The 16,351-nt window shown below is 46.4% G+C and carries 14 protein-coding genes; 6 read left to right on the top strand and 8 right to left on the bottom strand.

Features of this window, described 5'->3' with window-relative positions:
• Nucleotides 1–20: 20 nt before the first annotated feature.
• Together BGX16_RS05290 and BGX16_RS05285 are read right to left on the bottom strand one after the other, a co-directional pair.
• Nucleotides 21–995 (bottom strand): M48 family metallopeptidase, encoded by a 975-nt coding sequence (locus tag BGX16_RS05290; RefSeq protein WP_100425111.1) that lies wholly within the window; start codon nucleotides 993–995, stop codon nucleotides 21–23.
• A gap of 9 nt (nucleotides 996–1,004) precedes the next feature.
• Nucleotides 1,005–1,565: a LemA family protein gene (locus tag BGX16_RS05285; RefSeq protein WP_100425110.1), complete on the bottom strand. Its 561-nt coding sequence runs from the start codon at nucleotides 1,563–1,565 to the stop codon at nucleotides 1,005–1,007.
• A gap of 203 nt (nucleotides 1,566–1,768) precedes the next feature.
• On the opposite strand from BGX16_RS05285, the gene BGX16_RS05280 reads away from it, so the two are divergent.
• A complete protein-coding gene (locus BGX16_RS05280; RefSeq protein WP_157797884.1) occupies nucleotides 1,769–2,536 on the top strand; it encodes a nuclease-related domain-containing protein in 768 nt (255 codons plus the stop codon).
• Between the two features lie 3 nt (nucleotides 2,537–2,539).
• Here the strand turns inward: BGX16_RS05280 and BGX16_RS05275 are convergent, their stop codons facing one another.
• Nucleotides 2,540–3,838 (bottom strand): OmpP1/FadL family transporter, encoded by a 1,299-nt coding sequence (locus BGX16_RS05275; RefSeq protein WP_100425108.1) that lies wholly within the window; start codon nucleotides 3,836–3,838, stop codon nucleotides 2,540–2,542.
• A gap of 177 nt (nucleotides 3,839–4,015) precedes the next feature.
• Here BGX16_RS05275 and BGX16_RS05270 point away from each other — a divergent pair, with 177 nt between their 5' ends.
• Complete coding sequence (locus BGX16_RS05270) at nucleotides 4,016–4,777, top strand: tRNA threonylcarbamoyladenosine dehydratase (RefSeq protein WP_100425107.1); 762 nt, start codon at nucleotides 4,016–4,018, stop codon at nucleotides 4,775–4,777.
• A gap of 471 nt (nucleotides 4,778–5,248) precedes the next feature.
• Here the strand turns inward: BGX16_RS05270 and BGX16_RS05265 are convergent, their stop codons facing one another.
• Complete coding sequence (locus BGX16_RS05265) at nucleotides 5,249–5,968, bottom strand: MvaI/BcnI family restriction endonuclease (protein ID WP_100425106.1); 720 nt, start codon at nucleotides 5,966–5,968, stop codon at nucleotides 5,249–5,251.
• Nucleotides 5,969–5,991: 23 nt separating this feature from the next.
• Here BGX16_RS05265 and BGX16_RS05260 point away from each other — a divergent pair, with 23 nt between their 5' ends.
• Complete coding sequence (locus tag BGX16_RS05260) at nucleotides 5,992–7,038, top strand: IS630 family transposase (protein ID WP_073306514.1); 1,047 nt, start codon at nucleotides 5,992–5,994, stop codon at nucleotides 7,036–7,038.
• Here the strand turns inward: BGX16_RS05260 and BGX16_RS05255 are convergent, their stop codons facing one another.
• The 3 genes from BGX16_RS05255 to BGX16_RS05245 all read right to left on the bottom strand — a co-directional run bounded on the left by BGX16_RS05255 (nucleotide 7,039) and on the right by BGX16_RS05245 (nucleotide 11,582).
• Nucleotides 7,039–7,599, bottom strand: coding sequence for a hypothetical protein (locus BGX16_RS05255; RefSeq protein WP_100425105.1), 561 nt, complete (start codon nucleotides 7,597–7,599; stop codon nucleotides 7,039–7,041).
• A 9-nt stretch (nucleotides 7,600–7,608) separates the two neighbouring features.
• Nucleotides 7,609–9,492 (bottom strand): DNA cytosine methyltransferase, encoded by a 1,884-nt coding sequence (locus BGX16_RS05250; RefSeq protein ID WP_100425104.1) that lies wholly within the window; start codon nucleotides 9,490–9,492, stop codon nucleotides 7,609–7,611.
• A gap of 173 nt (nucleotides 9,493–9,665) precedes the next feature.
• Entirely contained in the window at nucleotides 9,666–11,582 is a 1,917-nt protein-coding gene (locus tag BGX16_RS05245; RefSeq protein ID WP_100425103.1) for a cellulase family glycosylhydrolase, read from the bottom strand.
• Nucleotides 11,583–11,835: 253 nt separating this feature from the next.
• Here BGX16_RS05245 and BGX16_RS14545 point away from each other — a divergent pair, with 253 nt between their 5' ends.
• Nucleotides 11,836–12,009, top strand: a complete 174-nt coding sequence (locus BGX16_RS14545; RefSeq protein ID WP_157797881.1) for an HNH endonuclease — start codon at nucleotides 11,836–11,838, stop codon at nucleotides 12,007–12,009.
• Between the two features lie 25 nt (nucleotides 12,010–12,034).
• Here the strand turns inward: BGX16_RS14545 and BGX16_RS05240 are convergent, their stop codons facing one another.
• Entirely contained in the window at nucleotides 12,035–12,676 is a 642-nt protein-coding gene (locus tag BGX16_RS05240) for a hypothetical protein (RefSeq protein ID WP_146139538.1), read from the bottom strand.
• 31 nt (nucleotides 12,677–12,707) lie between these two features.
• Between BGX16_RS05240 and BGX16_RS14540 the strand changes: the two genes are divergently transcribed.
• Nucleotides 12,708–12,980 (top strand): hypothetical protein, encoded by a 273-nt coding sequence (locus BGX16_RS14540; RefSeq protein WP_157797880.1) that lies wholly within the window; start codon nucleotides 12,708–12,710, stop codon nucleotides 12,978–12,980.
• A 121-nt stretch (nucleotides 12,981–13,101) separates the two neighbouring features.
• Nucleotides 13,102–16,302, top strand: coding sequence for an isoleucine--tRNA ligase (ileS, locus tag BGX16_RS05235; RefSeq protein WP_100425101.1), 3,201 nt, complete (start codon nucleotides 13,102–13,104; stop codon nucleotides 16,300–16,302).
• The last annotated feature ends 49 nt before the right edge of the window (nucleotides 16,303–16,351 follow it).

Below are 16,351 nucleotides of genomic sequence, written 5' to 3'. Positions count from 1 at the left end.
AAATTTAGAAAATTTGAGAATTAGAGTTGTTCAAGAAATTCGATTCGCTTTTCAATGGGCGGATGTGTGCTGGTAAAGAAGTTGAAAAAACTTGCATCTTCTGAAGAGTCGATAAAAAGTGGCGATACGGCGGAGTCTTTAATGCCCGGAATATCGGAATTTCCGGAAATTTTCCGCAGGGCTCTGGCGAGAGCCCAAGGCTTGTGCGTGATTTCGGCACTGCCGGCGTCCGCCAAATATTCCCGCTTCCGGCTGACCGCAAAACGGATGAAGAACGAGAGCAGATAGGCGAAGTAGCAAAGGATCATTAAAACAAAACAAAGAAGCAATAGGGAACCTGCTCCCTTTCCCCTTTTACGGGAAGAACTTCCGGCGCTTGCAATGCCTGAACGGATCAGGTAATAAAAAAGCTGGGCGAGCAACAAAAAGATGCCGACAAAGACAATTGAAACGATCATGACGCGGGCATCGTTGTTTCGAATGTGTGAAAGTTCGTGTGCGATGACGCTTTCGAGTTCTTCGTCGTCGAGGTTGTCGATAATGCCCTGGGTGAGAGCGATTGTATAAGTGCTTTCGTTGATGCCGCTTGCGTAGGCGTTCATCGTGGGAACGTCGATGATTTGAACCTTGGGCATGCTCGTGCCTGTGGCGACACAGAGGTTTTCAATCAGGTTATATACGCGCTTGTTTTCTTTGCGTTCAATGCTGCGGGCGCCTGTAGAATAGCTGATGATCGAGACGTTGTAGAAGTACGCGATGAGAAACCAGGCGAGAATGCACAGGAATGCGATTGGGCCTACCTGGGTAAAATATTCAAAAGCGTGTTCTTTCCATGGGATGGCGACCAGACTGTTCAACTGTTCGCTGAACGCCCAGACGTAGCATGCCGCATAAATTAACCCGAGGACGATGGCCGGAAAAGATAAAAGCATAATCACGCAACTGCGATTGTTACGCGTGATCTGCTTTTGCAATCCAACATATTCTTTCGCCATAAAGCTCGGTTAGAACTGGACTTTTGGAGCTTCTTCAAGCGATGCGCGGGATTCACCCACGTCGAACATAGGTTCCTTGTGGAAGCCGAAGGCGCTAGCAAAGATGTTTGCCGGGAAGGTTTGAACCTGGTTGTTGTATTCCTTGGTAGCGGAATTGAAGAAGCGACGGCTTGCGGCGAGCTTGTTTTCGATGTCCGCGATTTCTTCTTGGAGCTGAATGAAGTTCTGGTTCGCCTTCAGATCCGGATAGGCTTCGAGGGAAACCTTCAATCCGTTCAAGGCGGAGGTGAGCTTGCTTTCGGCGGCGATCTTCTCGTCGACCGTGTTTGCGGTCATGGCACCGGCACGGGCTTTTGTCACCGCCTCTAAGGTTTCGCTTTCGTGCTTGACGTAGCCTTTGACGCATTCGACGAGTTGCGGAATCAGGTCGTGGCGCTGTTTTAAATGCACATCGATGTCGGCGAAGGCGTTTTCGCGGTTATTGCGCAAGCGGACGAGCGAATTGTAAATGCTGATGATGGCGATGACGATAATGACGATCGCGACGAGAATAACGAGCCCAAAACTCATAAAAACCTCTCTAAAAAGTTCGTTGTTGAACTGATTTTAATTCTGAAAGTAATATATAACATTTCGTTGTCAAAATAAACCTTAATTTATTTGTGATGGTAATCGTATTTTTGGCAGTATTGGGAGTTATCTTCGCCTTTCTTGTGTGGGGATGGGATGAGATCGTCTTGCGAGATGAGCAAGGACGTCTTTTGAGCTGTAAAGTGCAGCTGGATCGTGCCGATGAAGGCGCGTTAATCGGCCTTGCCTATGGGACTTATACGTTTGAAGTCTGGCATCGGGGCCTTTTCTGCTTAAAGCCTCGCCTGGTGCGGAAAATCAAGCTTGTTCATAATAAGGTTACCGAAAATGAGTGGAATTATGCGGTAAAGTTGGATGCGGAAGCAAAGTTTTTGCGTTCGATGCCGGATGATGCGGAAAAACGGCATCGCAATGCGGAATTCTTGACGGATTCGATTTTGTTTCGGGCTTCAAAAGGAACCTATTTTAAAATTCTGAATAACGTCTACTTGCTGCGAAACAGCCTGAACGATACGACGCATATTGACTCAGTGCTCATTCACCCGACGGGACTTTACCTGTTTGAAAATGTGCAGAAAACCGGCTGGATTTACGGAGATGCCAATTCCAAATCCTGGCATGCGACGAAAATGAAGGAAAACGTGAACCGGGAATCGAACTTTGAAAATCCGATGGCGCGCAGTGTAAGAAATGAAGAGGCTTTGCGGCGTATGTTCGAGGGCGTGGACTTTTCTTCGATTCCGTGCTTTTCGTATATCGTCTTTGACGATAAGGCGGTGTTGAAAGAAATTCCTGAAAGTACGGTGAACCGCAAATTCGTTTTAAGATCCCAGCTGTTGCAGAGCTTGTTGCGGACGTTTAGTTTGGCGACTCCGGTTTTTTCGGAAAATGAAATCGGCGAGTTCGCAAAAGAACTCGCCGCATTGTCCGATCAATTTTCGGATTACTAAACGTTAAATCTTGAAGTCAAGTCCGACAGCGATGTTGTGACTTGTTCTATCATACGTTTTCGTGATGCCAGTGGCTTCCTTTTTCTTGTAATCTTCGTAGATCGTTTCCATGTAACCGATTTGGACTTGGAATTTTGGAGTAAAACGGAATGCGAGGCCTCCGCCGATCGACCAGGAATCGGTCACGAAGCTCAGGTCGTTAATATATTCATCGGTGATTCCGTAGAGTGTCCGTTGGAGTCCGAGGGAAACCGTGAGCTGTTCCACGATGTCGGCTTCGATGCCGAAGACGAATTCATTTTCGTCACCGTCCAAATCGTCTTGCTTGTCGTTGGGATAGCTGGCGAAAGTGTCGAAGTAATGATGGTATCCGATGCCCGTGCGGAGCCAGTCGAACCATGCGTAGCTGACGCCGACAGAAAGGATGGCCGGAAGGTCGTTGTCCGTTTTTGCGCCGTCTGTAAATTGAGGCATTGTGGCGGCGACTGTCGCATCGATTTCTTCGGTGTCGGTTTCCATTTCAATGGAAGTGTTGTGCTCGTACTTGATGCCTGCGGAAAGTTTTTTGTAGTGGAAACCGAGGCTTGCGATGGGAGTAATGCCCCAACCGGTCTGTTCGCAATCGAGAAGCGTTTTGGTGAACAGGGCGTTCAGCGTTTCGTTGTCGATCGAGGACTTCATGGTTCCTTCGTATGCATTGTCGGCGTAGTTGAAACGGGCGCCGAGGAATGCGGAGAACATATCGAAGAAGCGGTAACTGGCACCGAGTTGCCAAGCGTAAACGTATTGCTTGCCGGTAAATTTTGCGCTAAAAAGATCGGTCGGGTTTGAAATCCCTGCAGCCGCGGCGAGCTTTGCAAGAGCCGGATTAGCGCTGGACTGGGCTGTAATCATCGCGGAAATGAGCTGGTCGATCATCGGGAGACCGTCATAGAATTTGGCTTCTCCACCGCCTCCGATTAAAAAGAAACCGCCGGACACGGCAAAGTTTCCGCGGTGCCAGTTCAAGAGAATGCTAGGCATCACCGGAACAAAAGATTCCCCTTCATAATCGCCAAGAAGGTCGGTTTCGATTTCTCGGGTCTGCCAAACGGTTTGGCTGTTGACCGAAACGAAAAGTCCGTCGTCTGCGAAAGCTGTTCCCGCCGGGTTGTAATAAACGGCGGAGTTAGAAATGGAGGCGTCCTGGGCAAAGTTTCGAACGAAGTCCGTGGACTGGTTTGTGTTGTGCATAATGCCGCCGGCAAAGGCAGCGGTTGCAAACAGCGGAAGAAGTTTGGTGATATGCATTGGATTTCTCATAGTGCCGCGCAAACTAGTTAAATAAGCGTTTTGTTACAAGATTGATGGGAATCTGCAAGTAATTCATTACATATAAATGAATTGTTGTTCATTTACGAAATTGGTTGATTAGTTGAATGAAGATTCATTAAATGACAGATTCTTAAGAAATTAGCCGGATTTGCTAACTTTTGGAATATGAATACGGATTTTGAATTTTTGGCTCGCGTCGAGCGTCTTCTGGGCGCCTCTGCTTTGCAGGAGGTGACTCAAAAACGTGTCATTGTTTTTGGCGTGGGCGGTGTCGGTTCGTGGTGCGTCGAAAGCCTTGTGCGGTCAGGAATTCAAAAAATAACGATTGTGGATAGTGACTGTGTTTGCGTTTCCAATCTGAACCGTCAGTTGATGGCGACGACAAAGACAGTAGGCGCTGTGAAAGTAGAAGCCTTGAAACAGCGTCTTCTCGAAATCAATCCGCATGCAGAAATCGATGCGCATAGGGAAGTCTTTTCTGCGGAAACGGCGGAAAGCTTTAAGCTTGATGAATACGATTACATCATCGACGCCATTGATTCTTTAAAGGATAAGGCGCACCTGATTTTGACTGCCTGTAAGACAAAGGCGAAGTTCTTTTCTTCGATGGGCGCCGCCTTAAAACTCGACCCGACAAAAATCCAAGTCGCAGAATTTTGGAAGGTGCAGGGCTGCCCGCTTGCGCGGGCGCTGCGGACCAAGTTCCGCTCTATGCATATTTTGCCGGCGAAAAAATTCAAGTGCGTTTTCAGTGAAGAACTTTTGCAAAACCAGGGCGGTACAGACGAAAGCGATCCGCGAAAGGCACAGATCAACGGGGCGCTTTCGCACATCACCGCAATTTACGGTTTCACCATCGCGGGGCTTGTCGTCAAAGATATTGTTGATAAATTTAAAGCTTTGGAAAAATTCAAAACTTCTATTTAAGAAATGCTGTCGGTATTTCATTGAATTTGAATTTTTTTTGAAAATTCATGAATATTTGCTATCTCTGCTTTTGCGAAGAATTTTTAACAACTTGCATCAGAGTCTAGCAAATTCGTTGTAAAATTGCTCCTCGCAATGACATTAATTTCCGGCTTATTCTTGAGGTAAGATCCGTTTTCTTTTTCGGCCTGTTACTGCATTAATTTCAGAGTATAATTTTATGCAGAGGCTGCTTGCGATTTCGCAGTTCTATAGGTGTGTTGTAGATTGGCGGTGTTTTTTGGACCCAGAGTGGTGTTGAAAAGTTTGCTCAAGTTCAATGGCGAGGCTTTGGGGCTCAATGCTGGTGTGTTTTTGATGCTCTACATTAAATAGGATTTAAAGAAAGTTTCCTAAAAATGTTGTGAAGACGATTAAAAAAGAATAATGAGCCATATTCATATTTCAAATTCTAACAGAAAATCTTAATTATTACAAGGTTGAAAAGTCGTAGATTTTGCTTTCTGGGAAAAGAAGTCCTGCCGCAGATTTCTTTATTTTGAAACTTACGCAATCTCCACCTTTTTTATCTCGTGGACGTCCCAGTAGCAAATCTACAGTGATCAAACTTTGTTCAAGCAACGTATCAAACTGGGGAATTATTGGATTTCTTGTATGCTCTATTTTTGTGAACATGAACTGTTCTCGTTCATCATCTGCCCTGCGAGAATTAACTTCAATCCAAAAAGTTTCATGATGTTTTTTCAAAAGTTTACTATGGAGAGACTGTAGTCTCCAAACAGCGACATCCGCAATTTTCTTAAATTCACTATTCTCTAGAATTTTATCTTCTTCTATTTCCAACAAGGAATCTAAATAATTAACATTGAGACGCAAGTTTTGGGAATTTGGAGATTTACAATAAAGAGTATTCCTATAGGATTTCACTCCTCCAGAAACATAGCCATACTTCTCTACTATTGCTGCACCACTTTTCAAACAACTAATATCCCAATCGGGAACCTTACAAAAAAGGTTTTTCTTAATATTTGGGCGGTTGCTACGAAAACTTTTTAATTCAATTCCTTTATAATCCGGGTTATCCGAATTATTCATACTAATTCCGAGCAATGATTCTACTTGACGTCCAATCGCCGTATCCGCATTTATGTCTGTATTATAGATTAGGCAGATAAATACTTTACAAAACAAGCAAAGTTTACTATATTTGCATCATGGAAAAAGATGATGCAAGAAAGAATGTCCAGAGCCTTCTCGAAAAACGGAAGACAATCGTAAAAATGAAGAAGGCGGGATTCAAGAAAAGCAAGATCGCAGAGACCTGCGGCGTGAGCCGCCCCATGGTGGATGCAGTTCTATCGCTTTACGAGAAAGGCGGGATGAATGCGCTCAAGCCGAAGACAAGGGGCCGCAAGGAAAGGGAAAAAAGGCTCCTTTCCGCCAATCAAGAATCCGAGATACAGAAACTAATCCGGGACAAGCGTCCCGAACAGCTCAAGTTCAAGTTCGCCCTCTGGACCCGCGAAGCGGTTGCGGAGCTTGTCCGCAGCAAATTTGGAGTGAAGCTGGCCAAGAGAACGGTCGGCGACTACCTCAAAAGATGGAACTTCACCCCGCAAAAACCGATTGTCCGCGCGTACGAGCAAAACCCCGAAGCGGTGAAGAAGTGGCTCGAAGAGGAATACCCGAAAATAAAGGCCGATGCGGTATGCGAGAATGCGGAAATCCACTGGGCGGACGAGACCGCCATCGTGAACACGGATGTCCGTGGCCGCAGCTACGCCCCCTGCGGGCAGACCCCGGTCGTGAAGGCTCCCGGATGCAGGGAGCGCTTTTCCATGATATCGGCGGTGAACAATCGCGGGAAGTGCCACTGGATGATGATTGACGGGGCGTTCGACGCGACGAAGCTCATCGACTTCATGACGGCTCTGGTGAAGGATGTGTATGCAGACGGGAAAGGGAAGAAAGTGTTTCTCGTGATGGACAACCTGAGGGTTCACCACAGCAAGCCGGTAAAGGAATGGCTTGAAGCGAACACGGACAAGATAAGCGTATTCTACCTGCCCAGCTACAGTCCCGAGCTGAATCCTGACGAACGTCTTAATGCCGACCTGAAACACGAAATATCTTCCAACGCACCGGCTCGGACTCGCGAAAAGCTACGCTCCCATGCGGAATCCCACATGAAAATGGTGAGCAACAGCCCTGAACGAGTAATCAAGTATTTTGGCGACAAGCATGTCTCTTATGCAGCATGACTATGTAAAAAATATATCCGCCGGAGCAATAATCCACTCATTCCGATATTTCATCAATTTGCCAAGCAATTCTCTAGAAATGGTATCGGCAACATCTGATATACTCAATATTAAATCACGCAAAGGGTTAACAACATCTGTTTCACAGCAACAACGAATATCCTCTTTAGACAAATTTACTACATGAAGTTCATTTGGAGAAAATGCTATTATAGCATGAATATCATTAGCCTCTGTTGCTTCCTTCAGCCCATAAATCCATAATCTTGGATCTCCATCTTTTGTTTCTGGACGATACAACGAAGTGGTGGTTTTGATAACTTTCGATCTTGTATGAATAAAAGTCGGTTTAGAAACTTTATTTTCTTGCCCTTTCTGTTGAATTGCATAATCATGGACATTATTTTCCTTAAAATAAGCCCTCATCGGTGCAGTCGCATCAAGGATGGCTTTTTTTAAGCCCGTTGCAGTTATTTGAACTTGGGTAAACGGAATATTATGATTGACTAAATATTCAATATTTTTCTTTTCAAAGGAATTAAAGGGACGCATATGAATCATATTCTGTTCCTACTTAATAGATTTCAAAATAACGTTCCCTATAGCTCTCGCCATCAATGGTGGAACTGCATTTCCTACAAGCGTATATTGAGGAATTTCAGATTTGCGTTTATCGCCGCCCGTCTGACGCTTTCCTTGAAAAACAAAAGAATCGTCAAACGACTGCAAACGAGCCATTTCACGAACTGTCATTGCACGAAATTCAGAATAATGAACAAAATCATCCGGCATAGTCACAACGGTTGGGCTTTGTCCTGTTGGATTTAGAACCGTATAATTTCGTTTATTCGATTCAAGGTTTTCTTTTTTCAGCTCCGCCTTGCAAGCATCGTCATAATCCCCATGCTTTGCAATAATTTCAAGACGACGCTTAACCTCAGGATTTTGAGAACTTGTCTGATGGTTGAACAAAACATATTTCGCATGTGCAGACGGATTTGCTAAATCTTCATTATTCTTGACATAGAATGGTTTTGTATCAAAAACAAATCGATGTTCCAACCGCCCTTCACGAGACCATTCCGCATAAGTCCGCGAATCTCCTGCTGATTTTAAAGGGCCTGCAACATCACGTTTTTTAACAAGCAAATCGAACTTCTTATTTTTCTTAGGAGTTCCATATTCAGTGCAAGTTTCTCCATTACCAATAAAATCAAGATCTGAAATCGCTTCGTAAACTGTTACTTTTTCTTTGTCGGAAACTGTCGCGGGAATGTTGGTAATCAGTTCCTGATCGTTTCGGCAACCGATAAAAAGAACTCTTTCGCGATTTTGCGGTACGCCATAATTAGACGAAAGAACCACAATCGGCTTATCGATACGATACAAGCGAACCGCGTCTAAAATAGAATCGAACTTATCCTTCGACCCTGCTTTTTCAGACAACTTTGATATTTCAACAAAACATTCGTCCAAAGTCATCGCGTAAACTCGAAGCATCGATTTGAATTTTTCAACATCATCTGTTTGTTTATCAAATTCTTTGATGTTCTCTAAAGCGATTACAATTCTTTGCACAATGGAATCGTCTTCAAGCGATTCGATAAACTTATTCATCGGATCGACAAAAGCGTCATTATCGATATCCGAAGACGATTTTTCTTGAATTATCAATGACCTTATTTTATTTCGAGATGCACTGTGTTTCAAAAGGCTTATGCCGTGGCGAATAGTTGCCACGTTTGCATCAGATTTGCTGGCCCGATAATCTATTCCACGAGTCATTTCCTTGAATTTTTCTTCGATACAATCAAAGAAATTCTTAACAAACCTTTCTGTTTTGGAATCATCTTCAATTTCCAACCGAACCTTAGCAATCAAGCAAGTTTTCTCAAAGTTCGATACGGTTTTACCTAGCAATGAATTAAGGTAATCATAAAGTTCACGAACTTTCGTTATATCAATAATGGAGCGGATCTGGCTCATGATTTCATCTTTGAATCGCCCATGATCCTTCGTCAAAATTCCCTTGACATTTTCCATTACGAAATACTTCGGACGAAGTTCAGTTATCACCTTGAGATAATGTTCAAACAAGTTGTCTCGCTTGTCGTATTTGCGACGACGTCCCGATAAACTAAAAGATTGGCAACTCGGACCGCCTGTAACAACATCAATTTCCCGGGAACCAATTTTTTTCTTCAAATGCTCGACAAAAGTTTCGGACATAATGTCTTCACACAAAAAGTCCGTGTCTAAGCCTAGCACATTATTGTATCTTGCTCGGTGCGTCAATTCGCAATTAGAATTGATATCGCTAGCTAGAATGAAATCATAATATTTTTCGTCCGTATAGGATTGAAGAAAGCCTTCGCTAATACCACCTGCACCAGCAAAAAGATCTAAAAAAGCGACCGCTTTTTTCCCTTTCAAAAAAGATTTCTTTTGGGTCATAAAAATCTTCCTATTTCATACGAAACAAATATACATTTATCCAAATGTCATTTTATGACAAAAAGTTTGCAGGCGGCATGGTCACACGCTTTGGAAAAATCCAAAACTTCTATTTAAAACAAAAAGTTCCCGATTTCTCGGGAGCTTTTTTAATTATTAGGGGAAAGAAGTCTTTAGAGCCCCAGAGCCTTGTCCATGCCGTTGATCAGCTTTCCATCGCGGATGACTTCGAAGCCACCGGTGTAGCCCCAATGCTGCCACGGAACCTGAAGGGAATCGCAGGATTCGCGGACAGCGGTGAGGTAGTTCAAACGGTCTTCTGCCGTGGAAGCGACGTTGTAAGCGCCGAATTCGTTGATGATGATCGGAACCTGATTTTCAACAGCCCACTTCTTGGCGGTGTAGATTTGGTTCAGGATGTAGCCCTTGCTACCGGTCTTGTAATAGTTCTTGACTGCGGATTTGATCCAGCTAGCCGTCGAAGCGTTCACGCCGAAATCCGAAGAGTAGACGGACCACTTGGTGGTGTCGTACGGGAACGGAAGGTTCTTGATGGAAGAGGCTTCCGTCCAAGAGGCGCCCTGGTGCGTAAAGATGTACGGCTCGTAAGAGTGTACCGCGTAGATGATGTTGTCATCGGTGAACGGAGTACGCTTGGCGAGGAGAGCGATGGAGTACCACTGGGCGTCACCGAAGATAATCGTGTGCTTGGTATCGACCGTGCGGATGGAATCGATCATACCCTGAGCGGCAATCGTCCAGTTCGCCTGGGTCACCTTACCGTCCTTCATATCCGGTTCGTTCAAAAGTTCGAAGAAGAGGTCTTCGCGTTCGTTCGAAGCGTAGTGGGCGGCGACAGCTTTCCAAACATTTGCCATCATGGCGAGGTACTTTGCGTCGGTGGACGTTGTTACGTTGTAGCTGTTGTCGTATTCGTGGTAGTCGATTGTGAGCGACATGCCGTAGCGCTTCGTCCAGTTCACGAAGGAGTCGAGTACGATGTAGATAGAATCGTTCATCTGGAGCTTCACGGTGCCGGTCGTGTCGGCGAGATATTCGGCGCGGTTGTCTACGTAAAGGTCCAAGTCGATCGGAAGGCGAAGAGCCTTGAAACCGTTTTCGGAAAGGATCTTAACATCATTTTCGCCGAGTTCAAATTTACCGGTGAACTTGCCGTCCGCTTCTTCGAGCCAGTTGGTAAAGTTCACGCCCTTGTCCAAATACTTCATCGCCTTTTCTTGGAGCGGAGTGCTGATGGTGATATCGCCGATGTTCGGACTAATCACTTGCGGTGCGTGAATCGTCATGTCGGCGGTCTTCGGCGGAAGATCTTCTTCCATGATGAAGTAAACGTCGTCAATCATCACGGAATCCACTTTGCCGTTGCCCTTAACCTGGAAGCTGATGTTGGTGACATGTGCCGGATCGAATGCGACTGCTTCGCCCCAACCGCCTTGGACGAGGTTGTTGAAGTCGATCGTGACGGTTGTCCAAGTGTCGGATTTTTTCACGGCGGAAAGATGCACGTCGTAGTCGATGACATCGGAAGTTTCTACGTGAATGTAGTGAGCGGCACCTTTATACGAATAGCGAATGCCAGCATACTTGCTGACGTCGACCGTGCTCGGGACTTCAAAGCCCCAGCCGACATACGGATCGTAAGCGTAATCGCCCTTGTCCAAAGTGAATTCCACCTTGAACGCATAAGAAGAACCGTTGTCCGTCGGGGATGCAATCGGATTGCCGCTTTCGTCAACAGGAGTCGTGATGACCGAGGCGGCTTTGTTGTCATTGTCGTTATAGGTGTACCAGCCGGAACCGATAGAAGTTCCACCGTCGCCGTCTTCCATGTCATCTAATAAAAGTCCGTTTGTTGGAGCGGCAATGCTCGAACTTGAAGCGGTTGTAGAGTCGGAAGAGGAACTTTCCGGATCGTTTTTGTCCGCTACGGAAGAGGAGCTTTCTTCGACTGCAGAGGAAACAAGAGGCGCGTCTTCTTCCGGCGCGCTGGATTTATCGTCGGAGCAGGCGCTTGTCCACAGGGCAAATGCGGATGCTGCAGAGATGAGTGCTAGGTTACGAAAGCGCATAAAGTCTCCTATTAAAAAGGTTTAAATTAAAGATATAGAAAAACGGAGAAAGAGGACGAATTTGAATACTGATTTTTAAATGTTTTCTGTATCAACCGTATTAGATTTAGATAGAAGGGAAAATTTGGAAAATGGGGAAGAATTGCTTTGGGCAAAAAGGCACAGTATAAACGGCAAACCAACTTACGCTCGCATCCTTATCCGCCGCCAAGAAAACCTCTAACCCCTAGATCCTAATCCCTAAATCCTAATCATGAAAATTGAACACAAGCAAATTAAAATCCGCGACCTTGTGGAAGGTTCCTGCAACGATGACGAAACGGGGCGCGTTGTCGCCTTTGGTGGCAAGCTCGACATTCGCCCGGCAATTGATACAAACTGTCAAATGTTATGCAGGGATTGCAATCGGAGAAAGAGCGACAAGTAGAGCAGAAGTTCCGCTACAGATATACTTAGTACCGAATTATTTTGGAAGGTTTCCTATTTAGAAATCTTCCAGACGCATTTCTGTTATGTGTTTTTACCGAGATATTATTTTGCTTATGATGGATTGGTTTAATTGCCGTGACATTCGATGGCGAATTGACGGAAAAGTCTCCCATAAAAAAGGCGTATGGGACGATGTAAGGTGATGAACAATCTAAAAAAATGGATGCGGAATAGTTGTTAGCAGAAATAGTGTCGCCTTTATTTGTGTTAAAAGTCAAAGGGATGTAGACGAAGTTGGAATCAAATGCGGTTTTCATAGAATTGTCTGTAGAACTAATCGTTACTTGCCTAAGCTTTATAAGTTTTGCAGCAATTTTGGTGGAATCTGCAAAAAGAATCGGAATTATCCCGTCAACAAAAAAGGTGTCGGAACCAACATAGTCTACAATGCCTTCTAAATCTATGGTATTTCGATCCCAATTTATGATATAGGGCTTGTTGGGGATGTATTTGGTCGTTTGCATTCCGTGGTATTCGAGTTCAGGACAGCGTATTTGTGAATCCGCAGCTGATGAAGAACTTTTTTCTACAGAACTTGAGCTTGCCGCATCTTGAGCGAAACAAACTGAAGATATAAAGAGTAATGCAAGAAAAAAACGCTTCATAAATTCAATATAGATATTAAATGTTGAAGTGATGAACGATCGTCGTGCAAAAACTTATGAGGCTGCGGGAACTTTATTGCATGAATCTATGCACTATATATATAGCTTATATGACGAGTATGGAAATGTTGAGTTAAATCCGTTGGAAGATAGGGCTGAATTAACAGGTTTCTTGTCATTGGATGAAAGTGTAATTCCTCTGTCGGACTGGTATTTCCAAAGAGGCTTCACATTTGAAAGAAATCGCCGTTATCTGTTCAAATTGCATAATTTGGGCGGTCGACCTTATCGGATAAACGCATAGGTTGATGGTCAAGTTTTGGATGTTGCGAGTAATACCCCCAAAACAACATTGTCGTGGGTCGTCAGCTTTTATTGATTTCTAAATTTATGCCAAAAAAATTACCGATTGAGGTTATTATATCATGTTTCGTGAAGTAAAGAAAGAAGAGACCTTCCCGCAGATCGAAGAGCGCGTGCTCGCCCTGTGGGATAAGGATGAATCGTTCAAGAAGTCGCTGGACTCCCGTCCGGAAACCGAACCGTATACTTTCTACGATGGCCCTCCGTTTGCGACAGGCCTTCCGCACTACGGTCACTTGCTTGCCGGTACCATCAAGGATATCGTTCCGCGTTACTGGACCATGAAGGGCAAGAAGGTTCCCCGCGGTTTCGGTTGGGACTGCCACGGCCTCCCCATTGAATCTCTCGTTCAGAACGAACTCGGTCTCGCTGGCGTTGCCGAAATCCAGAAGCTCGGTGTCGACAAGTTCAACGAAACTTGCCGCAGCAAGGTGCTCAAGTACACCAACGAATGGAAGAAGACCGTTCGCCGCATGGGCCGCTGGGTCGACTTCGACAAGGGCTACAAGACCATGGACAAGAACTTCATGGAATCGGTGTGGTGGGTGTTCAAGCAGTGCTTCGACAAGGGCCTTATTTACCAGGGCTACCGCATCCAACCGTACAGCCCGGCTCTCGCCACTCCGCTTTCGAACTTCGAAACGAACCAGGGCTATAAGGACCGTCAGGACCCGTCCCTGACGCTCATCTTCCCGATTAACTCCAACGAGCCCAAGTTCAAGGACACGAGCATTCTCGTGTGGACGACGACCCCGTGGACGCTTTATTCCAACTTCTGCATCGTTGTGGGCCCGGACATGGACTACAACCTGGTGGAGACTGATGGCAAGAAGTACTGGATTGCCGCAAGCCGCACCGCTGCCTACTTCAAGAACCCGAACATCGTCGATACCTGCAAGGGCTCTGAACTCGTGGGCAAGGACTACGAACCGCTATCTCGCATTTCCGACGCGTTCGTGACGCCGGACCAGCTGTCCCGCCACTACAAGATTTACCCCGCCGACTACGTGAGTACCGAAGACGGTACCGGCGCCGTGCATACCGCTCCTTCCTTCGGTGAAGAAGACTTCCAGAAGGGTGCTGAACTCGACCTCGGCCTTTTCGACCCGCTGGATACCGAAGGCAAGTTCACCGACAAGGTCCCGATGTGGAAGGGCCTGGGCGCAAAGGAAGCCGACAAGGAAATTATCCGCTACTTCAAGGAACAGGGCCGCGTGTTCAAGCAGGACGTGATTGTCCACAGCTACCCGCACTGCTGGCGTACCGGCGTTCCTCTGATTTACCGCGCCCTCAAGACGTGGTTCCTGAAGATCGATGCGCCTGTGACGAGCAAGGACGGCGTGACCAAGACTCTGAAGGAATGGATGGTCGAAAACAACCAGACCGTGAACTGGGTGCCGGACCACATCAAGAACGGACGCTTTGGCAAGTGGCTCGAAGGCGCCCGCGACTGGAACCTTTCCCGTAACCGCTTCTGGGGTACGCCGATTCCGGTGTGGCTCTCTGACGACGGCGACATGATTGCTGTGGGTTCTATCGAAGAACTCCAGCAGCTCACCGGCGTGAAGCTCGATGACCTGCACAAGCACTTTGTCGATAAGCTCACGATTGAAAAGGATGGCAAGGTTTACCGCCGCACGCCCGAAGTGTTCGACTGCTGGTTTGAATCCGGTTCCATGCCGTATGCCAGCCGCCATTATCCCTTTGAAAACAAGGAAGTTGTTGAAGCCAGTTTCCCGGCAGACTTTATCGCCGAAGGGCTGGACCAGACCCGCGGTTGGTTCTACACGCTGACGGTTCTTTCCAATGCTTTGTTCCAAAAGCCTGCATTCAAGAACGTGATTGTGAACGGTATCATCTTGGCCGAAGACGGTTCCAAGATGAGCAAGTCCAAGCGCAACTACCCGGACCCGAACGACCTTATTGAACGCACGGGTGCTGACGCTATTCGCTTGTTCATGATTAACTCCGCCGCTTTGAAGGCTGAAGACCTCCGCTTTAGCGAAGAAGGCGTGAAGGGCATCGTGAAGCAGGTGATGTTGCCGCTTTGGAACGCTGTTGCATTCTTTGTTTCTAACCACAACGCCGACGCCGCCAAGGGCCAGCTCAACTGGCGCCCAGGTCAGGAAGTCAAGAGCGACAACGAACTTGACCGCTGGATGCTTGCAACGCTGCAGGATCTCGCTGCCAAAGTCGAAGTGGAAATGAAGGCTTACCGCCTGTACAACGTGGTGCCCGCCGTGATTGCCGCGGTCGATGACCTCACGAACTGGTACGTGCGCCGCAGCCGTCGCCGTTTCTGGAAGTCCGAAAACGATGGCGACAAGAACGCCGCCTACGCTACCATGTACAAGGTGCTCGTAGACTTCTCCAAGATTCTCGCCCCGTTCCTCCCGCTCCTCGCCGAAGAAATCTACCAGATTCTCGTGCGTGAAGTGGACGCCAACGCCCCGGTGAGCGTGCACCTCTGCGAATTCCCGAGCGCCGACAAGTCCCTGATGGACGAAAAGCTCGTGGAACGCATCGCCATGGTGCGTGGCATGGTCGAAATGGGCCGCGTGATTCGCGCTACGAACAACGTAAAGAACCGTATGCCGATTGCCAGCATGACGGTGGTTGCTCACGGTAAGGTCGAAAAGAACGTGGCTGAGGCCATGAAGGACTTGATCCTCGAAGAACTTAATGTCGAAGAAATGAAGTTCATAGAAGACGAATCAAGTTTGGTTGAATGTACTGCTAAACCTAACTTCTTGAACATCAAGTCTGATTTTGCATCGCTTTTCGGACAACATCCGATGCGTGAATTCCAGCAGGAAATTTCCGGCTTCAGTTCAAGTGATATTATTAATCTTCAGAATGGTGGCTCTGTTACAAGTGCTTTCTGCTCTGATGTGAAATACACTTCTAAACATGTACTTATCCAAAGAAAAGTCCCTGAAGGTATGGCTGTCGAAGCGAACCAGCACTTCACGATTGCCCTTGATTTGACGGTGTCCGACAGACTTCGTCGTAAGTGCATTGCCCGTGAATTGGTTAATCGTATTCAAAATCGCCGTAAGGACCAAGATTTCGCCATTACAGATCGCATCAGCATTGAACTTTATTCTGAAAGTGAAGTGCTGAAACAGGCTGTAACCGAAAACGAATCCTACATCAAGGGTGAAACTCAGGCTAATGCTATCGTGTGGAAGGATTCTGCAGCAGGTTTGCAGGATACAGATGCTGACGGCGAAAAGGTTGCTGTTGAAGCTGTGAGAGCATAAAAAAGAAACAAAAGCCCCTGAAAAATTTTATTTCAGGGGCTTTTTTGTC

The sequence above is a fragment of the Hallerella succinigenes genome (assembly GCF_002797675.1).
Lineage (GTDB): Bacteria > Fibrobacterota > Fibrobacteria > Fibrobacterales > Fibrobacteraceae > Hallerella > Hallerella succinigenes.
The sequence above is the reverse complement of the archived record's forward strand: the minus strand, read 5'-3'. Positions and strand labels throughout refer to the sequence as shown.

What these genes read in the sequence shown, in the direction of transcription:
- BGX16_RS05285 (WP_100425110.1), bottom strand. Translation starts at nt 1,565, where the DNA reads ATGAGTTTTGGGCTCGTTATTCTCGTCGCGATCGTCATTATCGTCATC.
- BGX16_RS05245 (WP_100425103.1), bottom strand. Translation starts at nt 11,582, where the DNA reads ATGCGCTTTCGTAACCTAGCACTCATCTCTGCAGCATCCGCATTTGCC.
- BGX16_RS05290 (WP_100425111.1), bottom strand. Translation starts at nt 995, where the DNA reads ATGGCGAAAGAATATGTTGGATTGCAAAAGCAGATCACGCGTAACAAT.
- BGX16_RS05255 (WP_100425105.1), bottom strand. Translation starts at nt 7,599, where the DNA reads ATGATTCATATGCGTCCCTTTAATTCCTTTGAAAAGAAAAATATTGAA.
- BGX16_RS14545 (WP_157797881.1), top strand. Translation starts at nt 11,836, where the DNA reads ATGAAAATTGAACACAAGCAAATTAAAATCCGCGACCTTGTGGAAGGT.
- BGX16_RS05240 (WP_146139538.1), bottom strand. Translation starts at nt 12,676, where the DNA reads ATGAAGCGTTTTTTTCTTGCATTACTCTTTATATCTTCAGTTTGTTTC.
- BGX16_RS05270 (WP_100425107.1), top strand. Translation starts at nt 4,016, where the DNA reads ATGAATACGGATTTTGAATTTTTGGCTCGCGTCGAGCGTCTTCTGGGC.
- BGX16_RS14540 (WP_157797880.1), top strand. Translation starts at nt 12,708, where the DNA reads ATGAACGATCGTCGTGCAAAAACTTATGAGGCTGCGGGAACTTTATTG.
- BGX16_RS05260 (WP_073306514.1), top strand. Translation starts at nt 5,992, where the DNA reads ATGGAAAAAGATGATGCAAGAAAGAATGTCCAGAGCCTTCTCGAAAAA.
- BGX16_RS05275 (WP_100425108.1), bottom strand. Translation starts at nt 3,838, where the DNA reads ATGAGAAATCCAATGCATATCACCAAACTTCTTCCGCTGTTTGCAACC.
- BGX16_RS05250 (WP_100425104.1), bottom strand. Translation starts at nt 9,492, where the DNA reads ATGACCCAAAAGAAATCTTTTTTGAAAGGGAAAAAAGCGGTCGCTTTT.
- ileS (WP_100425101.1), top strand. Translation starts at nt 13,102, where the DNA reads ATGTTTCGTGAAGTAAAGAAAGAAGAGACCTTCCCGCAGATCGAAGAG.